Here is a 23,484-nt window from a genome sequence, read left to right as displayed (position 1 = left end):
GCCAACGACAGCGCCCCACCGCGGGACGATCAGGAGAGGTCGTCGATTATCGACACCAGATCGGCCTTGTCCTGGACGCCGATGAGCCGTTCGGCCTGCTCGCCGTTCGCGTAGAACTCGAGGGTCGGGACGCTCCGGATGCCGCGGTCCTGGGCGAGTTCCTGTAGTGCGTCGATGTCGACTTTCAGGACGACCGCGTCGGTTTCGGCCGCGATCTCCTCGACCGTCGGCTCCAGCATCTTGCAGGGGCCACACCAGTCGGCGTAGTAGTCGACGAGGACGATGTCGTTTGCCGCGACGAGTTCGTCCAGGTGGTCGGCGTCTTCGACGTGAATCGGCTCCGATCGTTCCGCGGTCGATTCGCTCATACTCGAACTAGCGACGCGAAGCCCTTAACGGTTGAGTCGCGTGACCGACGGGACGCACGACCGTCAGTCGGCCGCGTCGCGAACCCGGTACTGCAACACGACGCCGTCGTCGAGGCGGTCGACGGCGACCAGTTCGAGCGACGGGAAATCCTCGACGAACCCCTCGCCGTCGGCGAGGGTCGGGGCGTCCCGGCCGCCGATGACGAGCGATCCCACGAACACGCTGAGTTCGTCGACGAGGCCGGCGGCAAAGAGCGAGTAGATGAGTTCGCCACCCCCTTCGGCGAGGAGTCGGTCGACGCCCTCGCGTTCGAGTGCCGCGAAGGCGGCGGCGAGGTCGACCCGCTCCGCGCCGGCGACGATGACCGTCGCGCCCGCGTCACGGAGGGCGTCACGGCGCTCCTCGGGGGCCGCCTCCGAGACGAGAACGCAGGTGTCGGCGCCGTCGTCGAGGACCGTCGCATCGAGCGGCGTCCGGCCGCGGGAGTCCGCGACCACGCGAGCCGGGTTGGCGTCCCGGCCGTTCCGCAGGCGCTCCACCCGCCGCGACTCGGATTTGACGCCGAGATGCGGGTCGTCGGCGAGGACGGTTCCGACGCCGACGAGGACGGCGTCGGCGGCCGCCCGTAGGCGATCGACGCGGTCGAAATCCTCGTCGCCCGAGATGCGAACCTGGCGGCGCTCTCGCGTCGAGAGTTTGCCGTCCACGCTCGTCGCCGCGTTCACGACGACTTCCATACGCTTCCGTTCGGACGGGGAGAGAAACCGCTTTCGGTGGGGTTGAGGGAGCGGTCGCGGGGTTGTTGCGGTGGGGCGGTCGCGGGGTTGTTGCGGTGGCGGAGGTCAGGAGTCGAACCGCGAACGAGCGGAGCGAGTGAGCGGGCCAAGCGCCGACCGGAGGGAGGCGCGCAGGCTTTTGGTCGAGCTTTTGCCAGGGAGGCGCCGAAGGCGCCGACCGCAGCAAAAGGTCGGTGTGCGACGCTTTTTATTACTGCACGCCGAACTACGGGGTGATGCAACTCGACGATCATGCCGAGGATCTCGCCTCCGACCTCGGCGTAGACAAAGCGGAGGTCAAAGAGGATCTGGAGAGCCTGCTCGAATACAGCGTTCCCGTCGAGGAAGCCAAACAGAGCATCCGCCGAAAACACGGCGGTGACGACGGGTCGTCGGCGACGCCGACGGCCAAATCCATCGCGGACGTGTCGACCGACGACGGGTCCGTGACGGTGACCGTCAGAGTGCTGACGAAGGGGACGCGATCCATCCGGTATCAGGGCGAAGACCGCGTCATCCGCGAAGGGGAAATCGCCGACGAGAGCGGTCGCCTCGCCTACACCGCGTGGGAAGCGTTCGACGCCGAACCCGGCGATACGGTCACCATCGGCAACGCGAACGTCCGAGAGTGGGAAGGCAGCCCCGAACTCAACCTCGGCGCGAACACGACCATCGCGGTCGCCTCGGACCCCGTCGAGACGCCGCATGAGGTGGGCGGCGACCGGGACCTCATCGACCTCGAACCCGGCGACCGCGGCCGCAACGTCGAGGTGACGGTGCTCGAGATCGAAACCCGGACCATCGACGGCCGCGACGGCGAGACGGAGATTCTCTCGGGCGTCGTCGCCGACGAGAGCGCGCGCCTGCCGATCACCGACTGGGACCCACACGACGAACTGGCGGAGGGCGCGTCGCTCCGCCTCGAAGACGTCTACGTCCGCGAGTATCGGGGCGTCCCACAGGTGAACGTCACCGCGTTCTCGACGATCAAGCGCCTCGACCGCGAGATCGAACCGCCGGCCTCGGCCCCGCGGATGGCCGTGGGCGAGGCCGTCGCGACGGGCGGCCTGTTCGACATCGAACTCACCGGCAACGTCATCGAAGTGCGCGATGGCTCCGGCCTCATCGAACGCTGTCCCGACTGCGGGCGCGTCGTCCAGAACGGCCAGTGTCGCGCCCACGGCGACGTGGACGGCGAGGACGACCTGCGCGTGAAGGCCATCCTCGACGACGGCACGGGGACGGTGACGGTCGTGCTCGACTCGGAGCGGACGGCCGAGGTGTACGGCGGCGACATCGAGGACGCGAAGGAGGCGGCCCGCGACGCGATGGACCGCGAGGTGGTAGCCGACGCCATCCGCGACCGGATCGTCGGCCGCGAGTACCGCGTTCGGGGGTCGCTCTCCGTCGACGAGTACGGCGCCAACCTCGACGCCGACGAGTTCGTCGAGAGCAGTGACGACCCCGCCGACCGTGCCAGCGAACTGCTCGCGGGGGTGGCGCGATGAGCGCCGACGGCGACGATGACGGCGACAGCGGACCCGGCCGCCGCGAGGTGGCCCACCGCCTCTTCGCCGCGGAGTTCGACGACGCCACCGTCTCCTACGCCGAGAGCGACGAGGAGCGCGCGCCGAAATACGTCGTCACGCCGACGGGCGCGCGAGTGAACCGCCTGTTCGCCGTCGGCGTCCTGACGGAAGTGGAGTCGGTCAACGACGACGTCCTCCGAGCGCGGGTGGTCGACCCGACGGGCGCCTTCGTCTCCTACGCCGGCCAGTATCAGCCGGACGCGGCCGCGTTCTTCGAACGGGCCGAGACGCCGGCGTTCGTCGCGCTCACGGGCAAGGCCCGGACGTTCGAACCGGACGACGGCGACCGCATCTACACCTCCGTTCGCCCCGAGAGCGTCGCGGAAGTCGACACCGACACGCGCGACCGGTGGACGGTGTCGGCCGCCGAGGCGACGCTCCGCCGCGTCGCGGCGGTGGCCGACGCCCGATCGATCGACGCCACGGGCGACGACCTGCAAGCAGTACTCGCCGACCGCGGCTACGACGAGTCGCTCGCGGCCGGCATCCCAATCGCCCTCGAACGCTACGGGACGACGACGGCGTATCTCGACGCCGTGCGCCAGGTCGCGCTCGACGCGCTGGAAGTCGTCGCCGGCGACCGGGATGCGGTGCGCGCGCTCGATACGGCCCCCGACGACGAGGGCACCACGTCGCTCGGGCCGCTTCCCGACGCGGTGACGGCCGAGCGAGCGACGACCGCCGCCGAGACGAGTGCGACCGGTGGAGAACGCAGTGACGCCACCGCGACGGCAACGAGCGACGAAGAGACGGAACCCGTCGCCTCGGCGTCGGAAGCGAGCGCGGCAACGACGGCCGACGAGGAGTCGGCGACGGAAGCCACGACGGTCGAAGGGACGACGACCGACGCCACGATCGACGAGGAGAGCGGGGTAGACGCAACGGCGGCCGACGAACCGTCCGCCGAACGCAGTGCGGTCGACGCGGACGCCGAGACGGACAGCGACGATTCGTCAGTCGACGGGGCGGCGGATGCGGACGAGGCGACGGGCACCACGACGCCGGACGGCGACCTCGGCGACTTCGACGAGGACGACCTCTACGAACTCGACGAGGAGGAGCGCCGCGAAGTGGAGGAGTCATTCGATGTCGGCTTCGAGAGCGGGGCCGAAGTCGGCGACCCCGGCGAAGCCGACATCGACGTTCCCGGGCCGGAGGACCTCGAAGAGGGCGTCGACGACAGCGACGAGACGGACGCCGCGGCGGCGGCAGACACCGAGGCCGAAGCCGAGTCCGGGGACGAAGACGATTCGAGCGCCGATACTGACGCCAGCGCCGAGGACATCAACCTCGAAACGGCCGCCATCGAGGTGATGGACGAACTCGATGACGGCGACGGGGCGGACCGCGAGGCGGTCGTCGCGGCCGTCGTCGACGAGTACGGCGCCGATCCGGGCGTCGTCGCCGACGCCATCGAGGACGCCCTCATGAACGGGCGGTGTTACGAACCGAGCGAGGACCGCCTGAAAGCGATCTGATGGCGCTCGTGGAACCGGTCCCGGACGCCCCCGCTGCGACCGCGGACTGCGGCGACGAGCGCGCACTCGTCGTCGCCGACTACCACGCCGGCATCGAGGTCGGCCTCCGATACGAACGCGGGGTCGAACTCCGGAGCGCCGCCGACACTCGCCGCGAGCGTCTGCTGGCGCTCTGCGAGCGTGTCGAGGCGGACCGAGTGGTCGTCCTGGGTGACCTCGTCCACCGAATCGGCGACCCCGGCACCGGCGAACGCGACGAAGTGGACGCCCTGCTCGACGCCCTCGACGCTCGCGGGGTGCCGCTGACGCTCGTCCCCGGCAACCACGACGGCGGCGTCGCCGACGCCTACGGCGACCGGATGGAGGTGGCGGACCCGGAGGGTCACCGCCGCGGCGACGTGGGATTCGTCCACGGACACACGTGGCCGAACCGGGCTGTCCTCGGCGCCGAGACTGTCTGTATGGGGCACGAACACCCGCAGGTCCGTCTCGAAGACGAGGTCGGCGTCGGCCGCGCCGAGAAGGCGTGGCTCCGGGGCGACCTCCGTCTCGCCCCCTTCGCCGACCACCTGGGCGTCGGCCCCGAGGCGTTGGCGTGGTCGACGCCCGACCTCGTGGTCTTCCCCGCGTTCAACGACCGCTCGGGGGGGACGTGGATCAACGTCGAGAATCAGGAGTTCCTCTCCCCGTTCCTCCCCGACGCCCTCGGCGGCGGCGAAGCCTACCTGCTCGACGGGACGCGCCTCGGCGCGTATCGGCGGGCGTAGCCCAGCATCACCGCGGAACGGTGACCTTAATCGGCTCGCACCGCTAGCGGGGCCGATGGCAGAACGGGAGGTTCGCGAGGGGATGGACGCCTTCACCCACCTCGGGGAGCGGGTGCGGGCCGCGCTCTCCGAGCGGGGGTTCTCGACGCCGACCGAACCACAGCGCCGAGCGATTCCGCCGCTCGCGGCCGGCGAGAACGCGCTCGTCCTCGCGCCGACGGGGACGGGCAAGACGGAGACGGCGATGCTGCCGGTGCTCGACGCCGTCGACCGGCGCGAGGAGCAGTTCGGCATCTCGGTGCTCTACATCACGCCGCTGCGCGCGCTCAACCGCGACATGCGTGACCGCCTCGACTGGTGGGGCGAGTATCTCGACATCGACGTGGACGTGCGCCACGGCGACACCACACAGTATCAGCGGAGCAAGCAGGCCGACGACCCGCCGGACGTCCTCGTGACGACGCCGGAGACGCTCCAGGCGATGCTGACGGGGAAGAAACTCCGCACGGCGCTCTCCGACGTCGACCACGTCGTCGTCGACGAGGTGCACGAACTCGCGTCGGCCAAGCGGGGCGCGCAGTTGACGGTCGGCCTCGAACGCCTGCGCGACCTGGCGGGGCCCTTCCAGCGCATCGGCCTCTCGGCGACCGTCGGGTCGCCAGAGGAGGTTGGGAAGTTCCTGACCGGCGACCGCGGCTGTACGCTCGTCGAAGTCGACGCGGGGACGAACGTCGAGTTCGAGGTTCGCAATCCCGAACCGACGGCCGAAGACGAGGCGCTCGCGGGCGAACTCGCGACCGATACGGCAGTGGCGAGCCACGTCCGCGCGATCAGAGATGTCGTCCGCGACAACGAATCGACGCTGGTGTTCGTCAACACACGGCAGACGGCGGAGGCGCTCGGCTCGCGGTTCAAGCGCCTGGAGGAACCCATCGGCGTCCACCACGGGTCGCTCTCGACGGAGGCCCGCATCGACGTGGAAGAGGCGTTCAAGTCGGGCGAACTCGACGGTCTCATCTGTACGTCGTCGATGGAACTCGGTATCGACGTGGGGCGCGTCGATCACGTCGTCCAGTACGGAAGCCCTCGGGAGGTGGCTCGCCTGCTCCAGCGCGTCGGCCGCGCGGGCCACCGTCGCGACGCCGTCTCACAGGGGACCGTCCTCACGGACCACCCGGACGACACGCTGGAGGCACTGGCAATCGCCCGACGAGCCGTCGCCGGCGAGGTCGAACCCGCGACCATCCACCACGGCAGTCTGGACGTGGTCGCGAATCAGGTCGTCGGCCTCGTGATGGACCACGGCGAAATCGCCGCCCGCGACGCCTACGAGACGCTGACGCGGGCGTACCCCTTCCGCGACCTCTCGGAAGAGCGGTTCCGTGACGTGGTACGGGAACTCGACGCGAATCGCCTGCTGTGGCTGGAGGAGGACGCCGACCGCCTGGAGAAATCGGGCGGGACGTGGCAGTATTTCTACGCCAACCTCTCGATGATTCCGGACGAGGAGACCTACGAGGTGTACGACCTCTCCTCGCGGAAGACCATCGGCACTCTGGACGAGCGGTTCGTCCTCAACTTCGCCACGCCGGGCGAGGTGTTCATCCAGCGCGGCGAGATGTGGCGCATCACGGAGGTCGACGAGGACGAGACGCGGGTCGAGGTGACGCCCATCGAGAATCCGGCGGGCGAGGTGCCGTCGTGGACAGGCCAGGAAATACCGGTACCGTCGGCCGTCGCCGGCGAAGTCGGGGAGTTGCGCGGCGTCGCCGCGTCCCAGTTCGACCGCGGCGCCGACCGCACGGCCGTCGCCAGCGACATCCGCGCCCGGTACCCCGTCGACGAACGCACCGTGCGCGAGGCGCTCGACCCCATCGAGCGTCAGGTGGAGGCCGACGCGCCGACGCCCACCGCCGACCGCCTCGTCGTCGAAGGCCAGGGCCGCGGCATCGTGCTCAACGCGCCCTTCGGCCACGAGGTGAACGAGACGCTCGGCCGCCTGTGTTCGGCGCTCATCGGCCAGCAGACCGGATCGTCCGTCGGCCTGGAAGTCGACCCCTACCGCATCGAACTCGAAGTGCCGGGCCGGGCGGGGCCGAGCGACGTGGTCGAGGTGCTCGAAAGTACGGACCCGGACCACGTCGAGGGACTGCTCGAACTCGCCCTGAAAAACTCACAGACGCTGAAGTTCACGCTCGCGCAGGTGGCCGCGAAGTTCGGCGCCCTGAAGCGGTATCAGGGCTCGGGCCGCTTCGGCGCCGACCGCCTGCTGGCCGCCCTTGAGGAGACACCCGTCTACGACGAGGCCGTTCGCGAGGTGTTCCACCGCGACCTCGACATCGACGGCGCGGCGTCCGTCCTGAAACGGGTCCAGTCGGGCGATATCGAGGTGGTGACCGCACGGGAACACACCCCCATCGGGACGGGCGGGCGGAGCAGCGGGCGGGAACTCCTCGTTCCCGAGAACGCCGACGCGAGCGTCGTCGAGACGCTGAAAGACCGGATTCGGAACGACCGCGTCATCCTCGCCTGTCTCCACTGCACGGACTGGACGCGCAAGACCAAGGTGAAACGCGTCCCCGACCAGCCCCAGTGTCCGGAGTGTGAGTCGACGCGCATCGCCGCGCTCAATCCGTGGGACGAGGAGGCGGTGAAAGCCGTCCGGGCGCCCGAGAAGGACGAGGAACAGGAGCGCCTGACCGAACGCGCGTACCGCTCCGCGAACCTGGTCCAGAGCCACGGCAAGCAGGCGGTCATCGCGATGGCCGCCCGCGGCGTCGGCCCGCACAACGCCGCCCGCATCATCGCCAAGCTCCGCGAGGACGAGGACGACTTCTACCGCGACATCCTCGAACAGGAGCGCCAGTATGCCCGGACGCAGTCGTTCTGGGATTAGGGAGCCACTCGGCTCACGTCGATTTCTGACCCGCGCCCCCGAGCGACGGCGCCACCGTCTCGAGCGCGGCGTCGAAGTGAGCGGCCGTCAGGCACACCTCGTCGGCGTGCTCGTTGGCCTCGGGGCCGGGGTAGGCGTCGGCCACCGCTTCGACCGCGAGCACCGCGGCCTCGCGGCAGACGGCGGCGAGGTCGGCGCCGGTGTAGCTGCCGGTTCGCCGGGCGACAGCGTCCAGATCCACGTCGGCGGCGAGGGGCTTGTCCTGCGTGTGAACGTCGAGGATGGCCCGCCGTGCAGTCTCGTCGGGCGCCGGCACCTCGACGTGGGTTTCGAGGCGGCCAGCCCGGAGCAGCGCCGGATCGATGACCTCTTTCCGGTTGGTGGCCGCGAGAACGACGACGTTGGGGTTGTCGGCGACGGCGTCGAACTCCGTCAGCAACTGGGAGACGACGCGCTCGGTCACCGCGTTGTCGCCGGCGGAGCGGTCCGTCGCGACGGCGTCGATTTCGTCGAAAAAGACGATGGCGGGCGCGGTCTGTCGGGCACGGTCGAACACCTCGCGAACGGCTTTCTCGCTCTCGCCGACGTAGCGATCCAGGAGTTCTGGTCCCTGGACGCGCACGAAGTTGACGCCGCTCTCGGCGGCGATGGCCCGCGCGAGCAGCGTCTTGCCCGTTCCCGGCGGGCCGTAGAGCAGGACGCCGGAGGGCGGGTCGGCGTCGGCCGCCTCGAACAGCGGTCCGTACGTGAGCGGCCACGTGACCGCGCGTTCGAGGGTCGCCTTCGCGTCGTCGAGGCCGCCGACCGATTCGAACCCCTGGGTCGGCGCCTCGGAGACGTACTCGCGCATGGCACTGGGGTCGACCGCCGCCATCGCCGCCTCGAAGTCGTCGCGGGTGACCCTGATGTCCTCGGCCGGCGTCTCCTCGCGCCGGGCGCGACGGAGCGCCGACATGGCGGCCTCGGTCACCAGGGATTCGAGGTCGGCGCCGACGAAGCCGTGGGTCCGCCCGGCGAGACGGTCGAGGTCGACGCCCGCCGCCATCGGCATCCGGCGCGTGTGGACGTCGAGGATTTCGCGCCGCCCCGCCTCGCCGGGGACGCCGATCTCGATCTCGCGGTCGAAGCGGCCGCCGCGGCGGAGCGCGGGGTCCAGGTCGTCGACGCGGTTGGTCGCACCGATGACGATGACCTCGCCGCGAGCCTCCAGGCCGTCCATCAGCGAGAGCAACTGCCCGACGATGCGGTCCTCCATGCCGTCGCTGTCCTCGCGCTTGGGCGCGACGGAGTCGATTTCGTCGAAGAAGATGATCGACGGCGACGCCTCGCGGGCGTGTTCGAACACGCTCCGGAGGCGCTCCTCGCTGTCGCCCTTGTACTTCGAGACGATTTCCGGGCCGGAGACGGAGATGAAGGTGGCGTCGACCTCGTTGGCGACGGCGCGGGCGATCAGCGTCTTGCCCGTCCCGGGCGGGCCGTAGAGCAGGACGCCCTTCGGCGGATCGACGCCCAGACGGGTGAACAGGTCCGGTTCCGCCAGCGGGAGTTCGATCATCTCCCGCACCAGATCGAGTTCGTCGTCGAGACCGCCGATGTCCTCGTAGGTGGCGCCCGTGACGGGGTGATCGACCGGTTCGGCGTCGACGCTGGGCGTCGGCGACGACGTATCGGCGTCGGTCGATCGATCGGGACGCGTGGCGCCGCCCGTCGTTCCGGCGTCGGACCGGCCGGACGAAGCGTTGCCACCCACGAGCCGAAGGTCGGTGCCGTCGGTGAGCCGGACCGCACCCTCCGGGCGCACCGACCGGACCACGAACGGCTCGTCACCGAGGCTCTCGACGTGGACGCGGTCGCCGGCACGGAACGGCCGGCCGTCGAGCGTCCGGCGGAGTTCTCGAGGGACGGCTTCACTGTCGGCGTCGACACCTGGCGGCGGGGCGAGCGTGACCGACTCGGCGTCGGCGACATCGGCGGTCCGCACCTGTACCGTGTCGCCGACGGCCACGCCGGCGTTGGCGCGGGTGCCGGCGTCGATGAGGATGGCGTCCTCCGAGATGCCGGCCCGGGCCGGCCAGAGTTTCGCAACGGTCGTACGGTCGCCCTCGACGACGATGGCGTCGCCGCTCAACACGCCGAGTCGCTTCCGGGCGGCCTCGGGCAAGCGCGCGATTCCGCGGCCCGCGTCTCGCTTCTCGGCGCTCCGGACCGTGAGACGGATACCGGTGTCACCGTCGCTCCCGTTCATCGGCGGTGCTAGGGGTGGCCGACCCTTACGCTTGCCGACCCCGGTCGGTGTCGGGGCGGACCACGTCCGCGCCCACCGAGCCGATCCGGTCGATTTCCGCGCGCACCCGGTCGCCCGGTTCGATTCGATGCGCGCCGGGCGTCCCCGTGAAGATGACATCACCGGGTTCCAGCGTCATCACACGGGAGTGAACGGCGACGAGTTCGCGCGGCGAGAAATGCATGTTGTCGACAGTGTTGTTTGCGCGAACGGTTCCGTTCACGACGGTCCGCACCTCGATGTCGTCGAGCGTCGTGTCCGCCTCGGGCACAGCGATGTGTGGTCCGAGGACGAGAAAGGTGTCGTAGCTTTTCGCCCGCGTGAGAAAGCGTGGATTCCGCTGGAGCACGTCCTCCGCGGTCATATCGATGACGGGGGCGTAGCCCGCAACGACATCGGCGGCGTCCTCGGCGCGGACGTTTCGACACGTCCGCCCGATGACGACGGCGAGTTCCGCCTCCGCCGTGACCCGAGACGATTCGTCGGTCGGCGGGAGTCGAATCGGGCCGCCGGGCCCCGTCGCGGCCGTGGCCGGTTTGAAGAAACTCGCCGGTTCGTCCGGGCGCTGCTCCGACAGGTCCGCGGCGTGGTCGGCGTAGTTGAGGCCGATGCCGAACAGTTTGCCCGGGCGGGCGAGAAACGGGCCGAACGCGAACCCTTCAGCTGGGGAGCGGGTGGCGCTGGCAGCGTCGATTTCGGGGCGCTCGTCGGCCACCCGCGAGAGCGCGTCGCGAACATTCGACGCACCCCTGTAGGCGGATTCGAGCGGGACGAACCCGTCGTCATCGCCGACGAAGGGACGGCCGTCAGCCGTTCGGGCGAGATACCACATCTCACGCCGTCCCCCGTTCGCACGTGTCGGTTCGGCGAGCGGTCCGCGTCAATCGGCGGCGGGCGTTCATGGTAAACCGGGTGACAGCCAGACTAATGAATCTCCGGGAGTGGCCCAAAGACTTATGTGAAATCTGAGGGGTATCTCGACCCGTATGCCCGAGTGTCAGAACTGTGGCTCGTTCGTCACCCGTGATTACGCCCGGGTGTTCACGCCGACTGGCGTCGACGAACCCCGGGTCTGTCCCCGCTGTGATGACCTGGTCCGCGACGGTGGCGACGTGCGCGACGCTCGGTCGCCGCGCTAACACCGGATGGAAGGGGCGGGATTCGAACCACGCGAAGCCGCTGCCGACCATCGGTCGGTCGTCTCCCCATCGGACCGACGGCGACCGCGCCGCCAGTCGACGGAGAACACTCTACCACTGAGCCACCCTTCCATCGACCGTACGCCCAGGAATCACTAACACGCGTTGGCTACCGAGAACGCGGGAGTGGCCGCCGCGACGGCGGCGTTACTGGAATCCGATGCGACCGCCGCCACCGCGACCGGCGAGTCCCTCGCCGCCACCGCCGCCCTTGAACTGCTCTTCGACCTGCTCGTAGTACTCCATGATCTCGTCGGTGATCGTGGGCCGGACGTTCTCCATCGCCTGCCGGAAGTGGCGCATCTCGACGTGTTCGGCGTCGTCGTCCTCGCGGAGCGCAACCATCGCCGCCTCGCGGGCGATGCTCTCCAGGTCGGAGCCGACGTAGCCGCCGGTGATCTCCGCGATTTCGCGCAGGCTCACGTCGGGCGCGAGCGGCGAATCGCGCGTGTGGATCTTCAGGATCTGCTCGCGACCCTCCTGTTCGGGTTCGCCGATGAACACCAGGCGGTCGAAGCGCCCGGAGCGCAGGAGCGCGGGGTCGATCATATCCGGCCGGTTGGTCGCCGCGATCACCATCACGTCCTCCATGTCCTCCAGCCCGTCGAGTTCGGTCAGGAGCTGGTTGACGACCCGCTCGGAGACGTTGTTGCCGACCTCGTTCCCGCGCGAGGGCGCGAGCGAGTCGAGTTCGTCGAAGAAGATGACGGTCGGCGACACCTGCCGGGCCTTCCGGAAGGTCTGCCGGATCGCCTTCTCGCTTTCACCGACCCATTTCGAGAGGAGCTGCGGACCCCGCACCGAGATGAAGTTGGCGTTGGTCTCGTTGGCGACGGCCTTCGCCATCAGCGTCTTCCCCGTGCCGGGCGGGCCGTACAGGAGGACGCCTTTCGGCGGGTCGACGCCCATGCGGTCGAACTTCTCCGGCGAGGAGAGCGGCCACTCGACCGCCTCTTTGACCTTCTGTTTGGGGTCGTCGAGACCGCCCACGTCGTCCCACGTGATCTTCGGAAGTTCGACCAGCACCTCGCGCATGGCCGACGGCTCCACCTCGTTCAGCGCGCCGCCGAAGTCGTCGCGCTTGACGATCATTCGGTCGATGAGACTCGGCGGAATGTCCTCCTCGTCGAGGTCGATCTCGGGGAGGTAGCGCCGGAGCGCCTTCATCGCCGCCTCCTTGGTGAGACTCTCGATGTCGGCACCGACGAAGCCGTGGGTCTCGTCGGCGAGGTGATCCAGACTCACGTCGTCCGAGAGCGGCATGCCACGCGTGTGGATCTGAAGGATCTCTTTCCGCCCTCCTTCGTCCGGGACGCCGATTTCGATCTCGCGGTCGAATCGGCCCGGCCGCCGTAGCGCGGGGTCGACCGAGTCGACGCGGTTGGTCGCCGCGATGACGATAACCTGGCCGCGGGTTTCGAGGCCGTCCATCATCGTCAGCAGCTGGGCGACGACCCGGCGCTCGACCTCGCCGGTCACGTCCTCGCGTTTCGGCGCGATGGAGTCGAGTTCGTCGATGAAGATGATCGAGGGCGACTCGTCTTTGGCGTCCTCGAAGATTTCGCGCAACTGCTGTTCGGACTCGCCGTAGTATTTCGAGATGATCTCGGGACCGGCGATGGAGAAGAAACTCGCCGACGTCTCGTTGGCGACCGCTTTGGCGAGGAGGGTCTTCCCCGTTCCCGGCGGCCCGTGCAGGAGGACACCCTGCGGGGGCTCGATGCCGAGTTTCTTGAAGATCTGCGGATGCTTCATCGGGAGTTCGACCATCTCCCGGACCCGCTGGATCTCGCTCTGGAGGCCGCCGATGTCCTCGTAGGTGATGCCGCCACCCGTCTTCTCGAACCCGGAGATCGGCTCCTCGCGGAGTTCGACCTCGGTGTCTTCGGTGACCAGACAGACGCCGTCGGGCTCCGTCTCGACGGCGATGAGCGGGATGGCCTGTCCCGGCGAGCGCATGAACGGGTGGTTCGTGCTGCTCATCACGGGCACGATGTCGCGCTCGACGACCGGGCGCTTGAGGATCTGGCGTTTGACCATGCCCGCGGCGTCGGAGCCGAACTGGACGCTCGCCTCCTCCGGCGGCGCGAGCACGAGTTTCTCGGCTTTCGTCGCTTCGGCCTTGCGGATCGTGACACGCTCGCCGATGCCGACATCGGCGTTCTGCCGCGTGAACCCGTCGATCCGAACGGTGTCGGTGTTCCAGTCCTGCCGGTCGGCGCGCCACACCTTCGCCGCCGTCGTCTCGGCCCCCTCGATTTCGATGATATCCCCTGGAGAGAGCTTCAGGTGGAGCAACGTGTCGGGATCGAGACGGGCGATACCGCGTCCCGAATCGTTCGGGTACGCCTTCGCCACTTCGAGTTGCACTTCGTTCATGATATACCCGCGAAGATGGTCGAAACTGGGGAGTGGCGCGGCATAAGTTTGTTGTTAGCCGGAACGACACGATCGCGTCTGGCCGTGATCCGTGTCATACTGTAACACAACCCTGGACGTACAAACCCCTGCCGATCCGGGAGCGGTCGCAAGCCGTTTGGCGCTGGGCCGCGAGCGAGCGAGCATGAACACGCTCGCGTTCGACGCCCGCATGGGGGCGAGCGGCGACATGCTCTGTGCGACGCTACTCGCCGTCGGCGCCGATCCGTCCGTCCTCGACCCCGTGGAGGATGCCCTCGACGTTCGGTACGTGGTCGGGTCGACGACCAAGGCCGGCATTGCATCGACGACCGTCGACGTGGTGCTGGACGAGGACAGCGGGGCTGAAACGGGCGATCACGACCGCGATCATGCCGAGCGCGAGCAGGGGCACAGCCACGACCACGACGATCACGACCACGATCATACCCACGACCACGCTAGCGACGAACACCACGACCACGCGGAAGGCGGCGGCCCCAATCGCACGTACGCGGAGGTCGTCGACATCGTCCGCGAAATGGACCTTCCGTCGGTCGCCGAACGGACCGCGCTCGCGGTCTTCCGTCGCCTCGGTGAGGCGGAGGCGACCGTCCACGGCACCGACCTCGAATCGACCCACTTCCACGAGGTCGGGGCCGACGACGCCATCGCCGACGTGGTCGGCGCGACGCTCCTGCTGGCGGATCTCGGCGTCGAGCGCGTGGTCACGACGCCCGTCTCGACCGGCGGCGGCACCGTCTCGATGAGCCACGGCGACTACCCAGTGCCAACGCCGGCCGTGACCGAACTCGTGGCCGACGCGGACTGGTCGATCCGGGGCGGGCCGGTCGACCGCGAACTCCTCACCCCCACCGGGGCCGCCATCCTCGCCGAAATCGCCACGGGCGTCGAGACCCTGCCCACGCTCGACATCGACGCCACCGGCTACGGCGCGGGCGACGCCGACGTGGCCCACCAGCCGAACGTCCTCCGGGCGATCGCGGGCACGGGATGCGGCGGGCTCCGGCGCGAACCGATCACGGTGCTGGAGACCACCCTCGACGACGCGACGCCGGAGGTGCTGGGCGGGTTGCAGGAGACGCTCGCGGATGCGGGCGCCCACGACGTGTCTATCGTCCCGACGACGATGAAGAAATCGCGTCCAGGGCATGTGGTTACAGTGATCGTCGACCCCGCGGACGCCGAGCGGGTGGCCCGGCGACTCGCCGCCGAGACGGGGACGCTCGGCGTCCGCGAGGGCGGTGCCAGTCACCGCTGGGTGGCCGACCGGTCGTTCGAGACGGTGACGCTCGACGTGGCCGGCGAGCGCCACGACGTGACGGTGAAAGTCGCCACCGACGCCGACGGCGAGGTGTACGACGTCAGCGCGGAGTACGACGACGCTGCGGCGGTGGCGAGCGAGACCGACCTGCCGGTGCGCGAGGTGCTCCGACGCGCGGAAACGGCGTTCGAAGATTAGGACTCGCGGTGTTCGGCAAGCGCCTCCTCGACGGTGAGGTCGCCGGCCGCGACCCGCCGGGCGAGGGCGTCGTCGATGGTCCGGTCGTCGGTCGAGACGCGCCGGGACCGATCCTTGATGCGCTGGAGTTCGCCGGCCGTCGGCTCGATGTCTCGCGATTCGACGCGCTCGCCCTCCAAACGGGCGATGTTGACGGCGGCGAGCACGTCGCCCATCCCCCGAGCGCCGGTGCCGAGATACGGCGTCGTCCCCGTCTCGTCGACGAGTTCGACCGTCACGTCGTCGAGGTCGTTGACGAGGCGGGCGCCCTGGAGACGGGCGCCGTCGCCGACGCGGACGAGCGGATCCACCGCGTCGTCGACTTCCCGACGAATCGTCTCGACAGCGTCGGTGAGCGGGACGTGAAAGGCCGCGACGACCGTCTCGCCAGCGAGGACGGCGACGCCGGGGCGAGTGCCGGGATCCACGCCGACGACGGTCCGACCCTCGCCGCCGCGCAGGAGCGCCAGCGCCTCGTCGACGGCGCGGCGTGGTGCCTCGGCCGTGGCCGTCACCCGGTCGACGTCGGCGTCGTCGCCGGTGCGATCGTCCGGCGCGGCGATGACGACCGAGGCGTTCTCGGGCAGGTCGCTGCCCGGTTCGACCGTGGTGAACGCCACGCCACGGTCGCGGAGCAGGTCGACGACCTCGTGGTACAGTTCGAAATCGGCGGTGGCGACGACGATCACAGTCCCGGTTCGTCCCCATCGCGGTAAAGCGTGTCGTGCTCGGTGTCGAGGGTTTATCACCCGGAGCGACCCAGATGGGAGCGTGTCAGAGCCAGTACCCACCGGCTGTGCCCCGATCGACGACCTGCTGGGCGGCGGGTTCGAGCGCGGGACCGTCACGCAGGTGTACGGCCCGTCCGCCGCCGGGAAGACGAATCTCGCGCTCTCGGCGGCCGTCCAGGTCGCCGTCGCGGGCGAGACGGCGGTGTTTATCGACACCGAAGGGCTCTCACTCGATCGGTTTCGGCAACTCGCCGACGCCGCGACCGACGACACGGACCTGGAGTCGATCACCTCGCAACTCATCGTGACCGAGGCCCACGACTTCGCCGAACAGGAGGAGGCCGTCCGCGACGTCGCGGAGTTCGCCCCACGAGCGGAGTTGATCGTCCTCGACAGCGCAACTGGCTTCTACCGACTCGAACGCCACGACGACGACGAGGGCGAGACGCTGCGCCGCGTGGGCCGGCAGGTGACCCATCTCCTGTCGCTAGCGCGCAAACATGACCTCGCAGTCGTCGTGACGAACCAGGTGTTTTCGGACCCCGACGCCGACCGGGTGCGGGCACTCGGCGGCCACACGCTCGAACACTGGACGGGGACCGTGCTCAGACTGGATCGGTTCCGTGGCGGCAACCGACGGGCGACGCTGGAGAAACACCGATCGAAGCCCGCGGGTGAGACGGCAGCCTTCCGCATCACCGGCGAGGGGTTGGCCGGCGGCGAGGAGAGTTTATAGCTCGCCGAGTTTTCGGAGCAGCTGGCCGCGGTACTGCTCGTCGGCGATCAGTCCTTTCAGTTCGAGCACGTTGCGTTCGAGCGTGTCGGCCGCGACGTGGAACGCGTGGTCGGCGCCGTAGCCCTCGCCCGTCCCGGCGACCTGACCGCGGTTGGTCCGCAGGCGGATCTGACACTGGATCAGGGGCGTCCCGCGGAGTTTCTCCTTGTGTTCGTGGAACCGAACGTGGGCGTGGTGGACCTGCATCTCCTGATACTTGTCCGCGATGCTGGTGATCCCCTCGACGATTTCCTCGCGAGAGATGGTGTCGAGCAGGGCGACGTTGGTGATCTGAACGTCCATCTGCCCTTCCTCGGTGAAGGTGAGCGCGCGGAGCACGTCGGTCTTGGTGAGCACGCCCGTAATGGTCTCGTCGTCCTCGCTCGGCGTGACGACCAACCCCGAAATATCGTTGTCGAGCATGCGGCGCACGGCGTCCTCGACGGTTTCGTCCTCCGTGGTCGTCACCACGGGGCTGGACATCAGGTCGTACACGGGGAGGTCGAGCATCCGGTCGAGGTCACCACGGCGGTCGCCCCGGCCCTGGCGGTCGGCGTCCCGGACCACGAAGTCGACGATATCGTGAGTCGTGAGCACGCCGACGAGGGAGTCGTCGTCGTCAACGACAGGGAGACGGGAGACGCCGTTTTCGCGGAGGCGGTTGATCGCCTGCCCGATGTGGTCGTCCTCGGTGACGGTCACTACGTCCTCCGTCTGGATCTGCTCGACCGTGAGGGCGTCGAGACTGTCGAGCACCGCTTCGAGGATGGCGTCGGCGGTGACGATACCCCAGAGGTTCTCTCCCTCGTAGACGGGGGCAACCTTGGTGCCACCCTCGACGAGGACGCGCGCTACCTCGCGGACATCCTCGTGGCGGTCGACCCGCGGTGCGGATTTCATCACGACGCTGGCCTTGGTCCCGTCCTCGATCCGGGAGCGGACCAGGTCGCGTTCGCCGATGACACCCGCGTACTCACCGTCTTCCGTGACGATGAGGCCCTTCGGGTTCTCGCGGTCGAAAATAGAGCGAACCTTTCCGAGGCGCTCGCCCGCGTCGACCTCGATGTACTCTTGAGTCGCAATATCAGAGATATCCATACTGCTACTGTGGTTGCAGACGGCTTGAAAGTTGCCTCTTTCCCAGATGTGCGGTAACACGTCGCGTCGGCGACTTTTGCGCCGACAAACAGCGTTTTACCCGGATGCGGTCACCGGGCGGTGGTGACCCGTTCGAACGTCCCGATCGTGGCGAACCGATGGTTGCTCCGGCGCGTCGCCCGACCGGTCGGGACGCTCCTGGGCGTCATCGTCGTCGGCATCGCCGGATTCGTCCACCTCGGTGGCGTCAGCACCGTCGAAGCGGCGTTCTGGCTGCTCGATCCGTCGAGTATCGAACTCTACTACCAGACCGCGTCCGGCCCGGTCGACCGCGTGAAGACGTTCGCCATCGTCGTGCGCGTCGCCCTCGTCGGTGCGATGGTCTGGACGGGCGAGACGGCGCTGACGGCGACGTTCGGCGGGCAGATCCAGGAGGAACTCAGACGCGTGAGAAACCAGCGAGAACGAGCGTCGACCAGTGATCACATCATCATCTGTGGCTACGGGATGTTCGGCCGGACCGTCGCCGAACGGTCGCGGGAACGCGGACGGGAGGTCGTCGTCATCGAGCGAAACGACGCCCAGTACAACCGAGTGCTCGACGCCGACGTCCTCGGCGTCGAAGGCGACGCGCGGCGGGAGGGCGACCTGCGGGACGCCGGGGTCGAGCGAGCGGATGTCCTCGTCGCCGCCATCGACGACTCGAACGTGAACATCCAGATCGCCCTCCTCGCGACGCAACTGGCGCCGGACCTCACCGTCGTCGTCCGCGTTGGCGACGAAACCTACGAATCCGTCGCTCGGCACGCCGGCGCCGACGAGGTGATCATCCCCGAAGTCGCAGGCGGCGAGTTGGTGTCGGAGCAGTGGTGATATCGGGGAGACCGAATCGCCGGCATCCGCTCTCGAACATCGGTCAGTGTATGCGACGCTCCAGCGGTCGCTCGTGGGTAGTAGAAAGACGGGGTAGGTCGGTCAGCGGAATCCACGTGTCGACCACGTGGACTGAAAGGGGCTGACCCACCGTGCCGTCTACTATCCACTTCTCGGCAGCGTCACAAAACACCTCCGATACGTAGTTCCGAACGGGGAGACGGCGGGCGGGGCAACACCAAAACGGCTGGCGGACACAGGACTCGGTGATGCCCTCCACACGAGCGGTCACGATCAGCCTCCTGACCGGGCTGTTGCACGCGACGGGGCTCCTCGTCGTCGCGCTCGACCTCGGCTACACGGTCGGACCATCGGCGTACTCGGTGCCCGGGATGGCGTGGCGATACGGCGGCCTCGTCGTCGTTGCGGCGGTCCCGGCCTGGCTCGCGATCCGCTGTCGGATCGTCACACCCCTGCTCGCGATGGCCCTGACGACCGGCTACGTGCTCGGCATGGAACTCACGCCGCCCGGGCCGACCTTTCGGGACGTCGCAACGCTCGAACGGCTCCCGGAACCGACGGGTATCACGGTCGTCGAGGACGGGCTGTTCATCGTCCGGTACATGGTGAACGCGTCGGTCTGGACGGTCGGGTTTCTCTTTCTCGGGGTGGTCGAGTACGCCGTCCGGTCGACCCGGGACTGGCTGCCGGCGGTGCCCACGCCGTGGTCGTGGCTCCCGATCCCCGCGTCTCGGCGGCGAGCGGCCGCCGTCGCCACCGGCGGCGGTGTCCTCCACACCGTCGTCATGACGTGGTTCGCCGTCCGGCTCGGGGTGACGGTGTCCGGCGGCTCGGCGTGGCTGCTGTACGGCGCGAGCGTCGTCGGCATGTGGCTGCTCGCCGCCGTCCCGCTGTATCTGCTGGTTCGGCATCGGCTCGTCGCGCCAGCCACGGGGCTGACCGCGTTCGTCCTGCGCGACGTTCGAGCCGAGTTCTCGGCGAGCGTCGACGACCCACACGCGCTGTACTTCGGCGGCTGGTTCCTCTTTCTCGGCGTACTCCTGGTGGCCGCGGGCGTCGAATACGGTCTGCGCCGGGCCGAGGTCGTTCGTCGGGTGAGTTCGGGACCGTGGCAGTGATCTAGCACGTAGAGTTAATGGGATCGACCGACTGCCACTCGGGCGATGAGCCGATCCGCGTTCGAACGCGCTCGTCGACTCCGAGACGCGAACACGGTAGTCGTCGCAGTTGCTATCGCCAGCACGGGCGTGTTCGCGCCCTTCGTCGCCCTCGTTCGCGGGCCGTTCACGCCGAGCGAGGCCATGCTGACGCTCTCGTGGTGGACCGGCGCCACGGTCCTCTCGGGATACGGAGTCGTTCACCTGCTCGCCGCCGTCGCCGACACCAGACGGTTTCTGGCCGACTACGGGATCGAACACGCCAGCGCGGGCGTCGTGTTCTGCCACGCGCTCGGACAGCGGTTACTGCTCGTCATCGGCGTCGGCTTCGCGCTCGCCGCGCTCGCGGTCCTCGGAACGGGAGTCGGGGTGCCAGTCGCGCTCCTCGTGGCGCTGGGGCTGTTCGGCGCCCTGCTCCTCGGTCCACCGACCGCGATTCCGATGAACCGTCGCGTCTCGGATCGGTTGGGCGACTATCGAGCGGGGTGAGTGGGTTGGGGCGAAGCCTCGGCTAGGAGGGTGTACGCGACGGTCAGCAGCGAGAAAAGGGATCGGCGAGAGCCACACCGACAACCGCGATTTTATAGGTCGTAAGCAAGGCGCGGTTGTACGAGAATCCAGTGTAAGTACACCCAGGAATTGTCGTTCAGAATGGGATCGGGATCCCGAAGAGGATCTCTACCAGTCGCGCGAGGATATACAGCATGACTCCGAGAAGGAATAACCGGAGTAGTGTCGCAATCGCCTGCTCGATCCGTGATCCCTCATCGAGTTGAGCGAGCGTCTCGCCGAGATCGGCATCCAGCTGGCCCTGCGCGGGCTGGCTGGTCTGTGTGGGTTCAGAGAAACCCGCCGCTACCGCCGAGACCACCTCCACTACCGAACCCACCGCGATACTCGTCAATGGTCTCGCGAACGTATGACGCCGAACAGTCGCACATCTGTGCAATCGCCTTCGCGTCGGCGTCGGGGTTGCGATCGTAGGTCTGGACAATCTCTTGCTGAAGGTCGCTCACGTCGTTGCTTCCGAACATGGTCTGAGCGACAGCAGGCGAGGGTTTACCTACAGTCATCGCGAACAACGGCTCAGGTGCGTGCCCCATCCTACACGTGCTGTCTTGTTACGTAGTGACAACCGATTGGGTTTATAACTAGGGTGATACGCTGGAACCACCCTTTCTCGCCGGTGTTTTCAGCAGCGAGAAAAGGCGATATCGAGAGCCACACTTACAACCGCGGAGGTTATAGCGTCTTATAGAAACCGCATTATGTCTATCACAGCCGAGACGCTCCCAAGCCGCGTCGGCGAGTTCTATCGCGGGCTCGGAGCGGCACTGCTGTTGCTGACAGTTAGTGTTGCAGTCTTCGGATCTCCGGGTCTGTTGCTGCTCGCGCTTACTGACATCGGATCAAGCGCGCTGGTAGCGGTGACGTTCGTCGGCGTCGTCATGCAGCTCTCCGCGCTCGCCTTTCGGGATGCGAAGCTGGGCCGGTTCGAGGCTGCTGATGAGCTTAGTCTCCGCCCGATCGAGGTCGTGGTGGCGGGTATCTTGTTCGTCGCGTATCTGACGACGTTGCTGTTCGGGACAGTCTGGGTCGCGACGCTGCTCGGCGGTGGGGTTACTGCGCCGGCCCTCCTCACAGCCGTCGTGATTCCGTTCGCCGACAATCTGCTGTTCCGCGAAACCGGCATCTCACCAGCGGCGATTGGCGTCCTGGTAATCGCGATAGGGCTGGTGGTCGCTGGGGTTATCCGGCGCAGTGCGATAGATCAACTGCCGGTTCTCGGTGATCGCCTGCGACCGCGGATTTAGGGCATTCGGGCTGCCCATTGTCCAAAGGCGACAGTCAGGGTGAGATGAATCGGTCCGACAAAGACCCAGACAGAGCCATCTGGTGGCCACGGCGAAAGGTGAAGCGGACCAATAAACGTTGCCAGCAACACTCCCAACGGTATCGTGACGAGTCCGACCGCGATTGTCTGGATGCCGATCGTGAGCCAGAACCCGGCCACACGGGCGAGAAGAGCGTCTGCATCCAGCAGTTCTCCAAGGCGGTCGGGGCGTGACACACTGCCATGCGGGACGCCCCGCCACCTAAACGTACTGGGGCAGAGTCATTCAGTATCGTAGTAAATTGCGTCGTTCCCACAAACCAACGCATACCACTAATGGCATGAGAGAGTATTCTAAACATCGTAATCCAAGGCCTCAAAGAAGGGTGTCGTGAAGACTGTGTCGCGTTCTTGGTAATCAGTATAGAGCAAGTTATTCAGTAGACGTTCGTTCTTGGAATTGTGCCTCAGATTCCTTCTTAATGGTTAACGACCTTGCAGGAAATGGTAAAGTCATATTGATGGATTCGACACTTTCGCCCAAATTTTCAATATATTGGGGTGGAAGTTGTAATTCCAAGTGTTCGCTTCCATACAGCCCTAACTCTTCGTTTGATATTCGCTCATTCTCATTGTCCAAGTAGTAGTGTATTAATGTAGTAAGTGGGGATCAAATCCCCAGCTGAGGGATCCATCCGAACCCATCTTCTGCTGGGTAGTATAGTATGACACTTGATATTTATACTCTATATCAGGGCGTCCAAGTTCAAGAAACACGAGAATTGAGAGTATTAAGGTGATTATCGGGAGACTGTAAGCGAATCCGGAAAATACAGAAACAATTCCGATAATAGCCAAGATAGATTCAATAATAACTCGAATCCAGCCCATTAATTTGAATCTATCATGCCATTTTTCAGGGATGCCAGCAACAACTAATTTGAACCCTTCCCGACGAACAGCAATCCCATTAAGGAGGAACACAAGCACTCATCCTCACATACACGATTGTTTCTTGTGGTGCTCCGTGACAGAAGTGAAGGACCTCCCTTTCTCGTGCATCAGGTGGAACAGCCAAAGCTGGCGGGGGATTTTCGGAGTCTGTCCTTTTACGAACACTCCCTAAGGGGATGTTCCCGGCGGCCGGTAACGATCCGCGCAGATTCGTGGCGGGACGGTCCGAAAGAAAGGAATTCGGCGATTTTATCGCTCCACCAGAAAGCGGGGTTGGGAAGGTTAGTATATGAAGAACAATACTACGAGACGGTGTTGTCACTCACCAGTCGCCGCGCTACCAGGTGATCGTACGACCGACGATTCGAGGACCGCGCTCGGGGGTCTCGACGACCGTCGCGACCGTCCGCTCTTCGAGATCGTCGACATCGGCGAGTTCGAGGTCGGTCACGAGGATGCTCTCGATATCGCCTCGAACCGAGGTCCGGTTCGCGGACCTCTCGGCTCATGCAACCACCTCTGTTAAAACGAAGTGGCTACTGTCCCCGAAATCACCTGTAAAAGGAAGTGGGTTGGGGCGAATTTGAATCGCCGGCCTCCTCCATGTCAAGGAGGTGTCATAACCTGACTAGACCACCAACCCGGTTCTGGCTTGCTTTCGAACGCATCACCACGTACCGCCGGCCAGTAATTGAACCTTTCGGAACACCGGCCCGCGCCACAGTTTCGAGAGGATTATACGGGCGGCCGCGACTGCCCCGAGA

21 protein-coding genes and 2 tRNA genes are annotated in these 23,484 nt (G+C 67.0%); 11 read left to right on the top strand and 12 right to left on the bottom strand.

The window, feature by feature from the left end; all coding sequences use genetic code 11:
- Window positions 1–29 precede the first annotated feature (29 nt).
- A complete protein-coding gene (trxA, locus tag MXB53_RS05350; RefSeq protein ID WP_248896251.1) occupies window positions 30–368 on the bottom strand; it encodes a thioredoxin in 339 nt (112 codons plus the stop codon).
- Between the two features lie 63 nt (window positions 369–431).
- Complete coding sequence (locus MXB53_RS05345; protein ID WP_248896249.1) at window positions 432–1,106, bottom strand: 2,5-diamino-6-(ribosylamino)-4(3H)-pyrimidinone 5'-phosphate reductase; 675 nt, start codon at window positions 1,104–1,106, stop codon at window positions 432–434.
- 275 nt (window positions 1,107–1,381) lie between these two features.
- Between MXB53_RS05345 and MXB53_RS05340 the strand changes: the two genes are divergently transcribed.
- Genes MXB53_RS05340 through MXB53_RS05325 form a run of 4 tightly spaced genes read left to right on the top strand, consistent with a single transcriptional unit; the run spans window position 1,382 to window position 7,875 of the window.
- Complete coding sequence (locus MXB53_RS05340; RefSeq protein WP_248896248.1) at window positions 1,382–2,653, top strand: Single-stranded DNA binding protein; 1,272 nt, start codon at window positions 1,382–1,384, stop codon at window positions 2,651–2,653.
- The gene (locus MXB53_RS05335; RefSeq protein ID WP_248896247.1) at window positions 2,650–4,212 is read left to right on the top strand and encodes a hypothetical protein; all 1,563 of its coding nucleotides are present in this window, start codon (window positions 2,650–2,652) and stop codon (window positions 4,210–4,212) included. The genes MXB53_RS05340 and MXB53_RS05335 overlap by 4 nt, the downstream gene beginning before the upstream one ends.
- Window positions 4,212–4,979, top strand: coding sequence for a metallophosphoesterase (locus MXB53_RS05330; protein ID WP_248896245.1), 768 nt, complete (start codon window positions 4,212–4,214; stop codon window positions 4,977–4,979). Before MXB53_RS05335 ends, MXB53_RS05330 begins: the two co-directional genes overlap by 1 nt.
- Window positions 4,980–5,034: 55 nt before the next feature.
- The gene (locus MXB53_RS05325; protein ID WP_248896243.1) at window positions 5,035–7,875 is read left to right on the top strand and encodes a DEAD/DEAH box helicase; all 2,841 of its coding nucleotides are present in this window, start codon (window positions 5,035–5,037) and stop codon (window positions 7,873–7,875) included.
- 13 nt (window positions 7,876–7,888) lie between these two features.
- On the opposite strand, the gene MXB53_RS05320 is transcribed toward MXB53_RS05325, so the two are convergent.
- Both MXB53_RS05320 and MXB53_RS05315 read right to left on the bottom strand, forming a co-directional pair.
- A complete protein-coding gene (locus tag MXB53_RS05320) occupies window positions 7,889–10,120 on the bottom strand; it encodes an AAA family ATPase (RefSeq protein ID WP_248896242.1) in 2,232 nt (743 codons plus the stop codon).
- A gap of 25 nt (window positions 10,121–10,145) precedes the next feature.
- A complete protein-coding gene (locus MXB53_RS05315) occupies window positions 10,146–10,991 on the bottom strand; it encodes a fumarylacetoacetate hydrolase family protein (protein ID WP_248896240.1) in 846 nt (281 codons plus the stop codon).
- 154 nt (window positions 10,992–11,145) lie between these two features.
- Between MXB53_RS05315 and MXB53_RS05310 the strand changes: the two genes are divergently transcribed.
- On the top strand, window positions 11,146–11,298 hold the full coding sequence (locus tag MXB53_RS05310; RefSeq protein ID WP_248896238.1) for a DUF7563 family protein: 153 nt from the start codon (window positions 11,146–11,148) through the stop codon (window positions 11,296–11,298).
- 7 nt (window positions 11,299–11,305) lie between these two features.
- On the opposite strand, the gene MXB53_RS05305 is transcribed toward MXB53_RS05310, so the two are convergent.
- Window positions 11,306–11,430 (bottom strand) — tRNA-Ile (locus MXB53_RS05305).
- Window positions 11,431–11,505: 75 nt separating this feature from the next.
- A complete protein-coding gene (locus MXB53_RS05300; RefSeq protein ID WP_248896236.1) occupies window positions 11,506–13,737 on the bottom strand; it encodes a CDC48 family AAA ATPase in 2,232 nt (743 codons plus the stop codon).
- 184 nt (window positions 13,738–13,921) lie between these two features.
- Here MXB53_RS05300 and larC point away from each other — a divergent pair, with 184 nt between their 5' ends.
- The gene (larC, locus tag MXB53_RS05295) at window positions 13,922–15,238 is read left to right on the top strand and encodes a nickel pincer cofactor biosynthesis protein LarC (RefSeq protein ID WP_248896234.1); all 1,317 of its coding nucleotides are present in this window, start codon (window positions 13,922–13,924) and stop codon (window positions 15,236–15,238) included.
- Here the strand turns inward: larC and MXB53_RS05290 are convergent.
- Window positions 15,235–15,966, bottom strand: a complete 732-nt coding sequence (locus MXB53_RS05290) for a hypothetical protein (RefSeq protein ID WP_248896232.1) — start codon at window positions 15,964–15,966, stop codon at window positions 15,235–15,237. The genes larC and MXB53_RS05290 overlap by 4 nt on opposite strands.
- An 82-nt stretch (window positions 15,967–16,048) precedes the next feature.
- Here MXB53_RS05290 and radB point away from each other — a divergent pair, with 82 nt between their 5' ends.
- Window positions 16,049–16,744 carry a DNA repair and recombination protein RadB gene (radB, locus tag MXB53_RS05285; protein WP_248896230.1) on the top strand — a complete coding sequence of 232 codons (696 nt, stop codon included), beginning with the start codon at window positions 16,049–16,051 and terminating at the stop codon, window positions 16,742–16,744.
- On the opposite strand, the gene MXB53_RS05280 is transcribed toward radB, so the two are convergent.
- The gene (locus MXB53_RS05280; protein WP_248896229.1) at window positions 16,739–17,881 is read right to left on the bottom strand and encodes a CBS domain-containing protein; all 1,143 of its coding nucleotides are present in this window, start codon (window positions 17,879–17,881) and stop codon (window positions 16,739–16,741) included. The two genes, radB and MXB53_RS05280, sit on opposite strands and share 6 nt — an antisense overlap.
- Before the next feature lie 123 nt (window positions 17,882–18,004).
- Between MXB53_RS05280 and MXB53_RS05275 the strand changes: the two genes are divergently transcribed.
- The 3 genes from MXB53_RS05275 to MXB53_RS05265 all read left to right on the top strand — a co-directional run bounded on the left by MXB53_RS05275 (window position 18,005) and on the right by MXB53_RS05265 (window position 20,421).
- Complete coding sequence (locus MXB53_RS05275; protein WP_248896228.1) at window positions 18,005–18,754, top strand: potassium channel family protein; 750 nt, start codon at window positions 18,005–18,007, stop codon at window positions 18,752–18,754.
- 269 nt (window positions 18,755–19,023) lie between these two features.
- Entirely contained in the window at window positions 19,024–19,893 is an 870-nt protein-coding gene (locus MXB53_RS05270; protein WP_248896226.1) for a hypothetical protein, read from the top strand.
- A 45-nt stretch (window positions 19,894–19,938) separates the two neighbouring features.
- Window positions 19,939–20,421, top strand: a complete 483-nt coding sequence (locus tag MXB53_RS05265; RefSeq protein ID WP_248896224.1) for a hypothetical protein — start codon at window positions 19,939–19,941, stop codon at window positions 20,419–20,421.
- Between the two features lie 157 nt (window positions 20,422–20,578).
- Here the strand turns inward: MXB53_RS05265 and MXB53_RS05260 are convergent, their stop codons facing one another.
- Both MXB53_RS05260 and MXB53_RS05255 read right to left on the bottom strand, forming a co-directional pair.
- Window positions 20,579–20,809: a hypothetical protein gene (locus tag MXB53_RS05260; RefSeq protein ID WP_248896223.1), complete on the bottom strand. Its 231-nt coding sequence runs from the start codon at window positions 20,807–20,809 to the stop codon at window positions 20,579–20,581.
- Complete coding sequence (locus tag MXB53_RS05255) at window positions 20,772–20,966, bottom strand: hypothetical protein (RefSeq protein ID WP_248896222.1); 195 nt, start codon at window positions 20,964–20,966, stop codon at window positions 20,772–20,774. The genes MXB53_RS05260 and MXB53_RS05255 overlap by 38 nt, the downstream gene beginning before the upstream one ends.
- Before the next feature lie 234 nt (window positions 20,967–21,200).
- Between MXB53_RS05255 and MXB53_RS05250 the strand changes: the two genes are divergently transcribed.
- A complete protein-coding gene (locus tag MXB53_RS05250; protein WP_248896221.1) occupies window positions 21,201–21,746 on the top strand; it encodes a hypothetical protein in 546 nt (181 codons plus the stop codon).
- A gap of 671 nt (window positions 21,747–22,417) precedes the next feature.
- Here MXB53_RS05250 and MXB53_RS05245 read toward each other — a convergent pair.
- The gene (locus tag MXB53_RS05245; RefSeq protein ID WP_248896219.1) at window positions 22,418–22,756 is read right to left on the bottom strand and encodes a hypothetical protein; all 339 of its coding nucleotides are present in this window, start codon (window positions 22,754–22,756) and stop codon (window positions 22,418–22,420) included.
- Window positions 22,757–23,288: 532 nt separating this feature from the next.
- Window positions 23,289–23,363, bottom strand: a tRNA-Val gene (locus MXB53_RS05240).
- Window positions 23,364–23,484: the final 121 nt, after the last annotated feature.

Source organism: Haloplanus sp. XH21 (assembly GCF_023276355.1).
GTDB classification, from domain to species: domain Archaea; phylum Halobacteriota; class Halobacteria; order Halobacteriales; family Haloferacaceae; genus Haloplanus; species Haloplanus halobius.
This window is presented reverse-complemented; position numbering and strand designations above follow the sequence as displayed.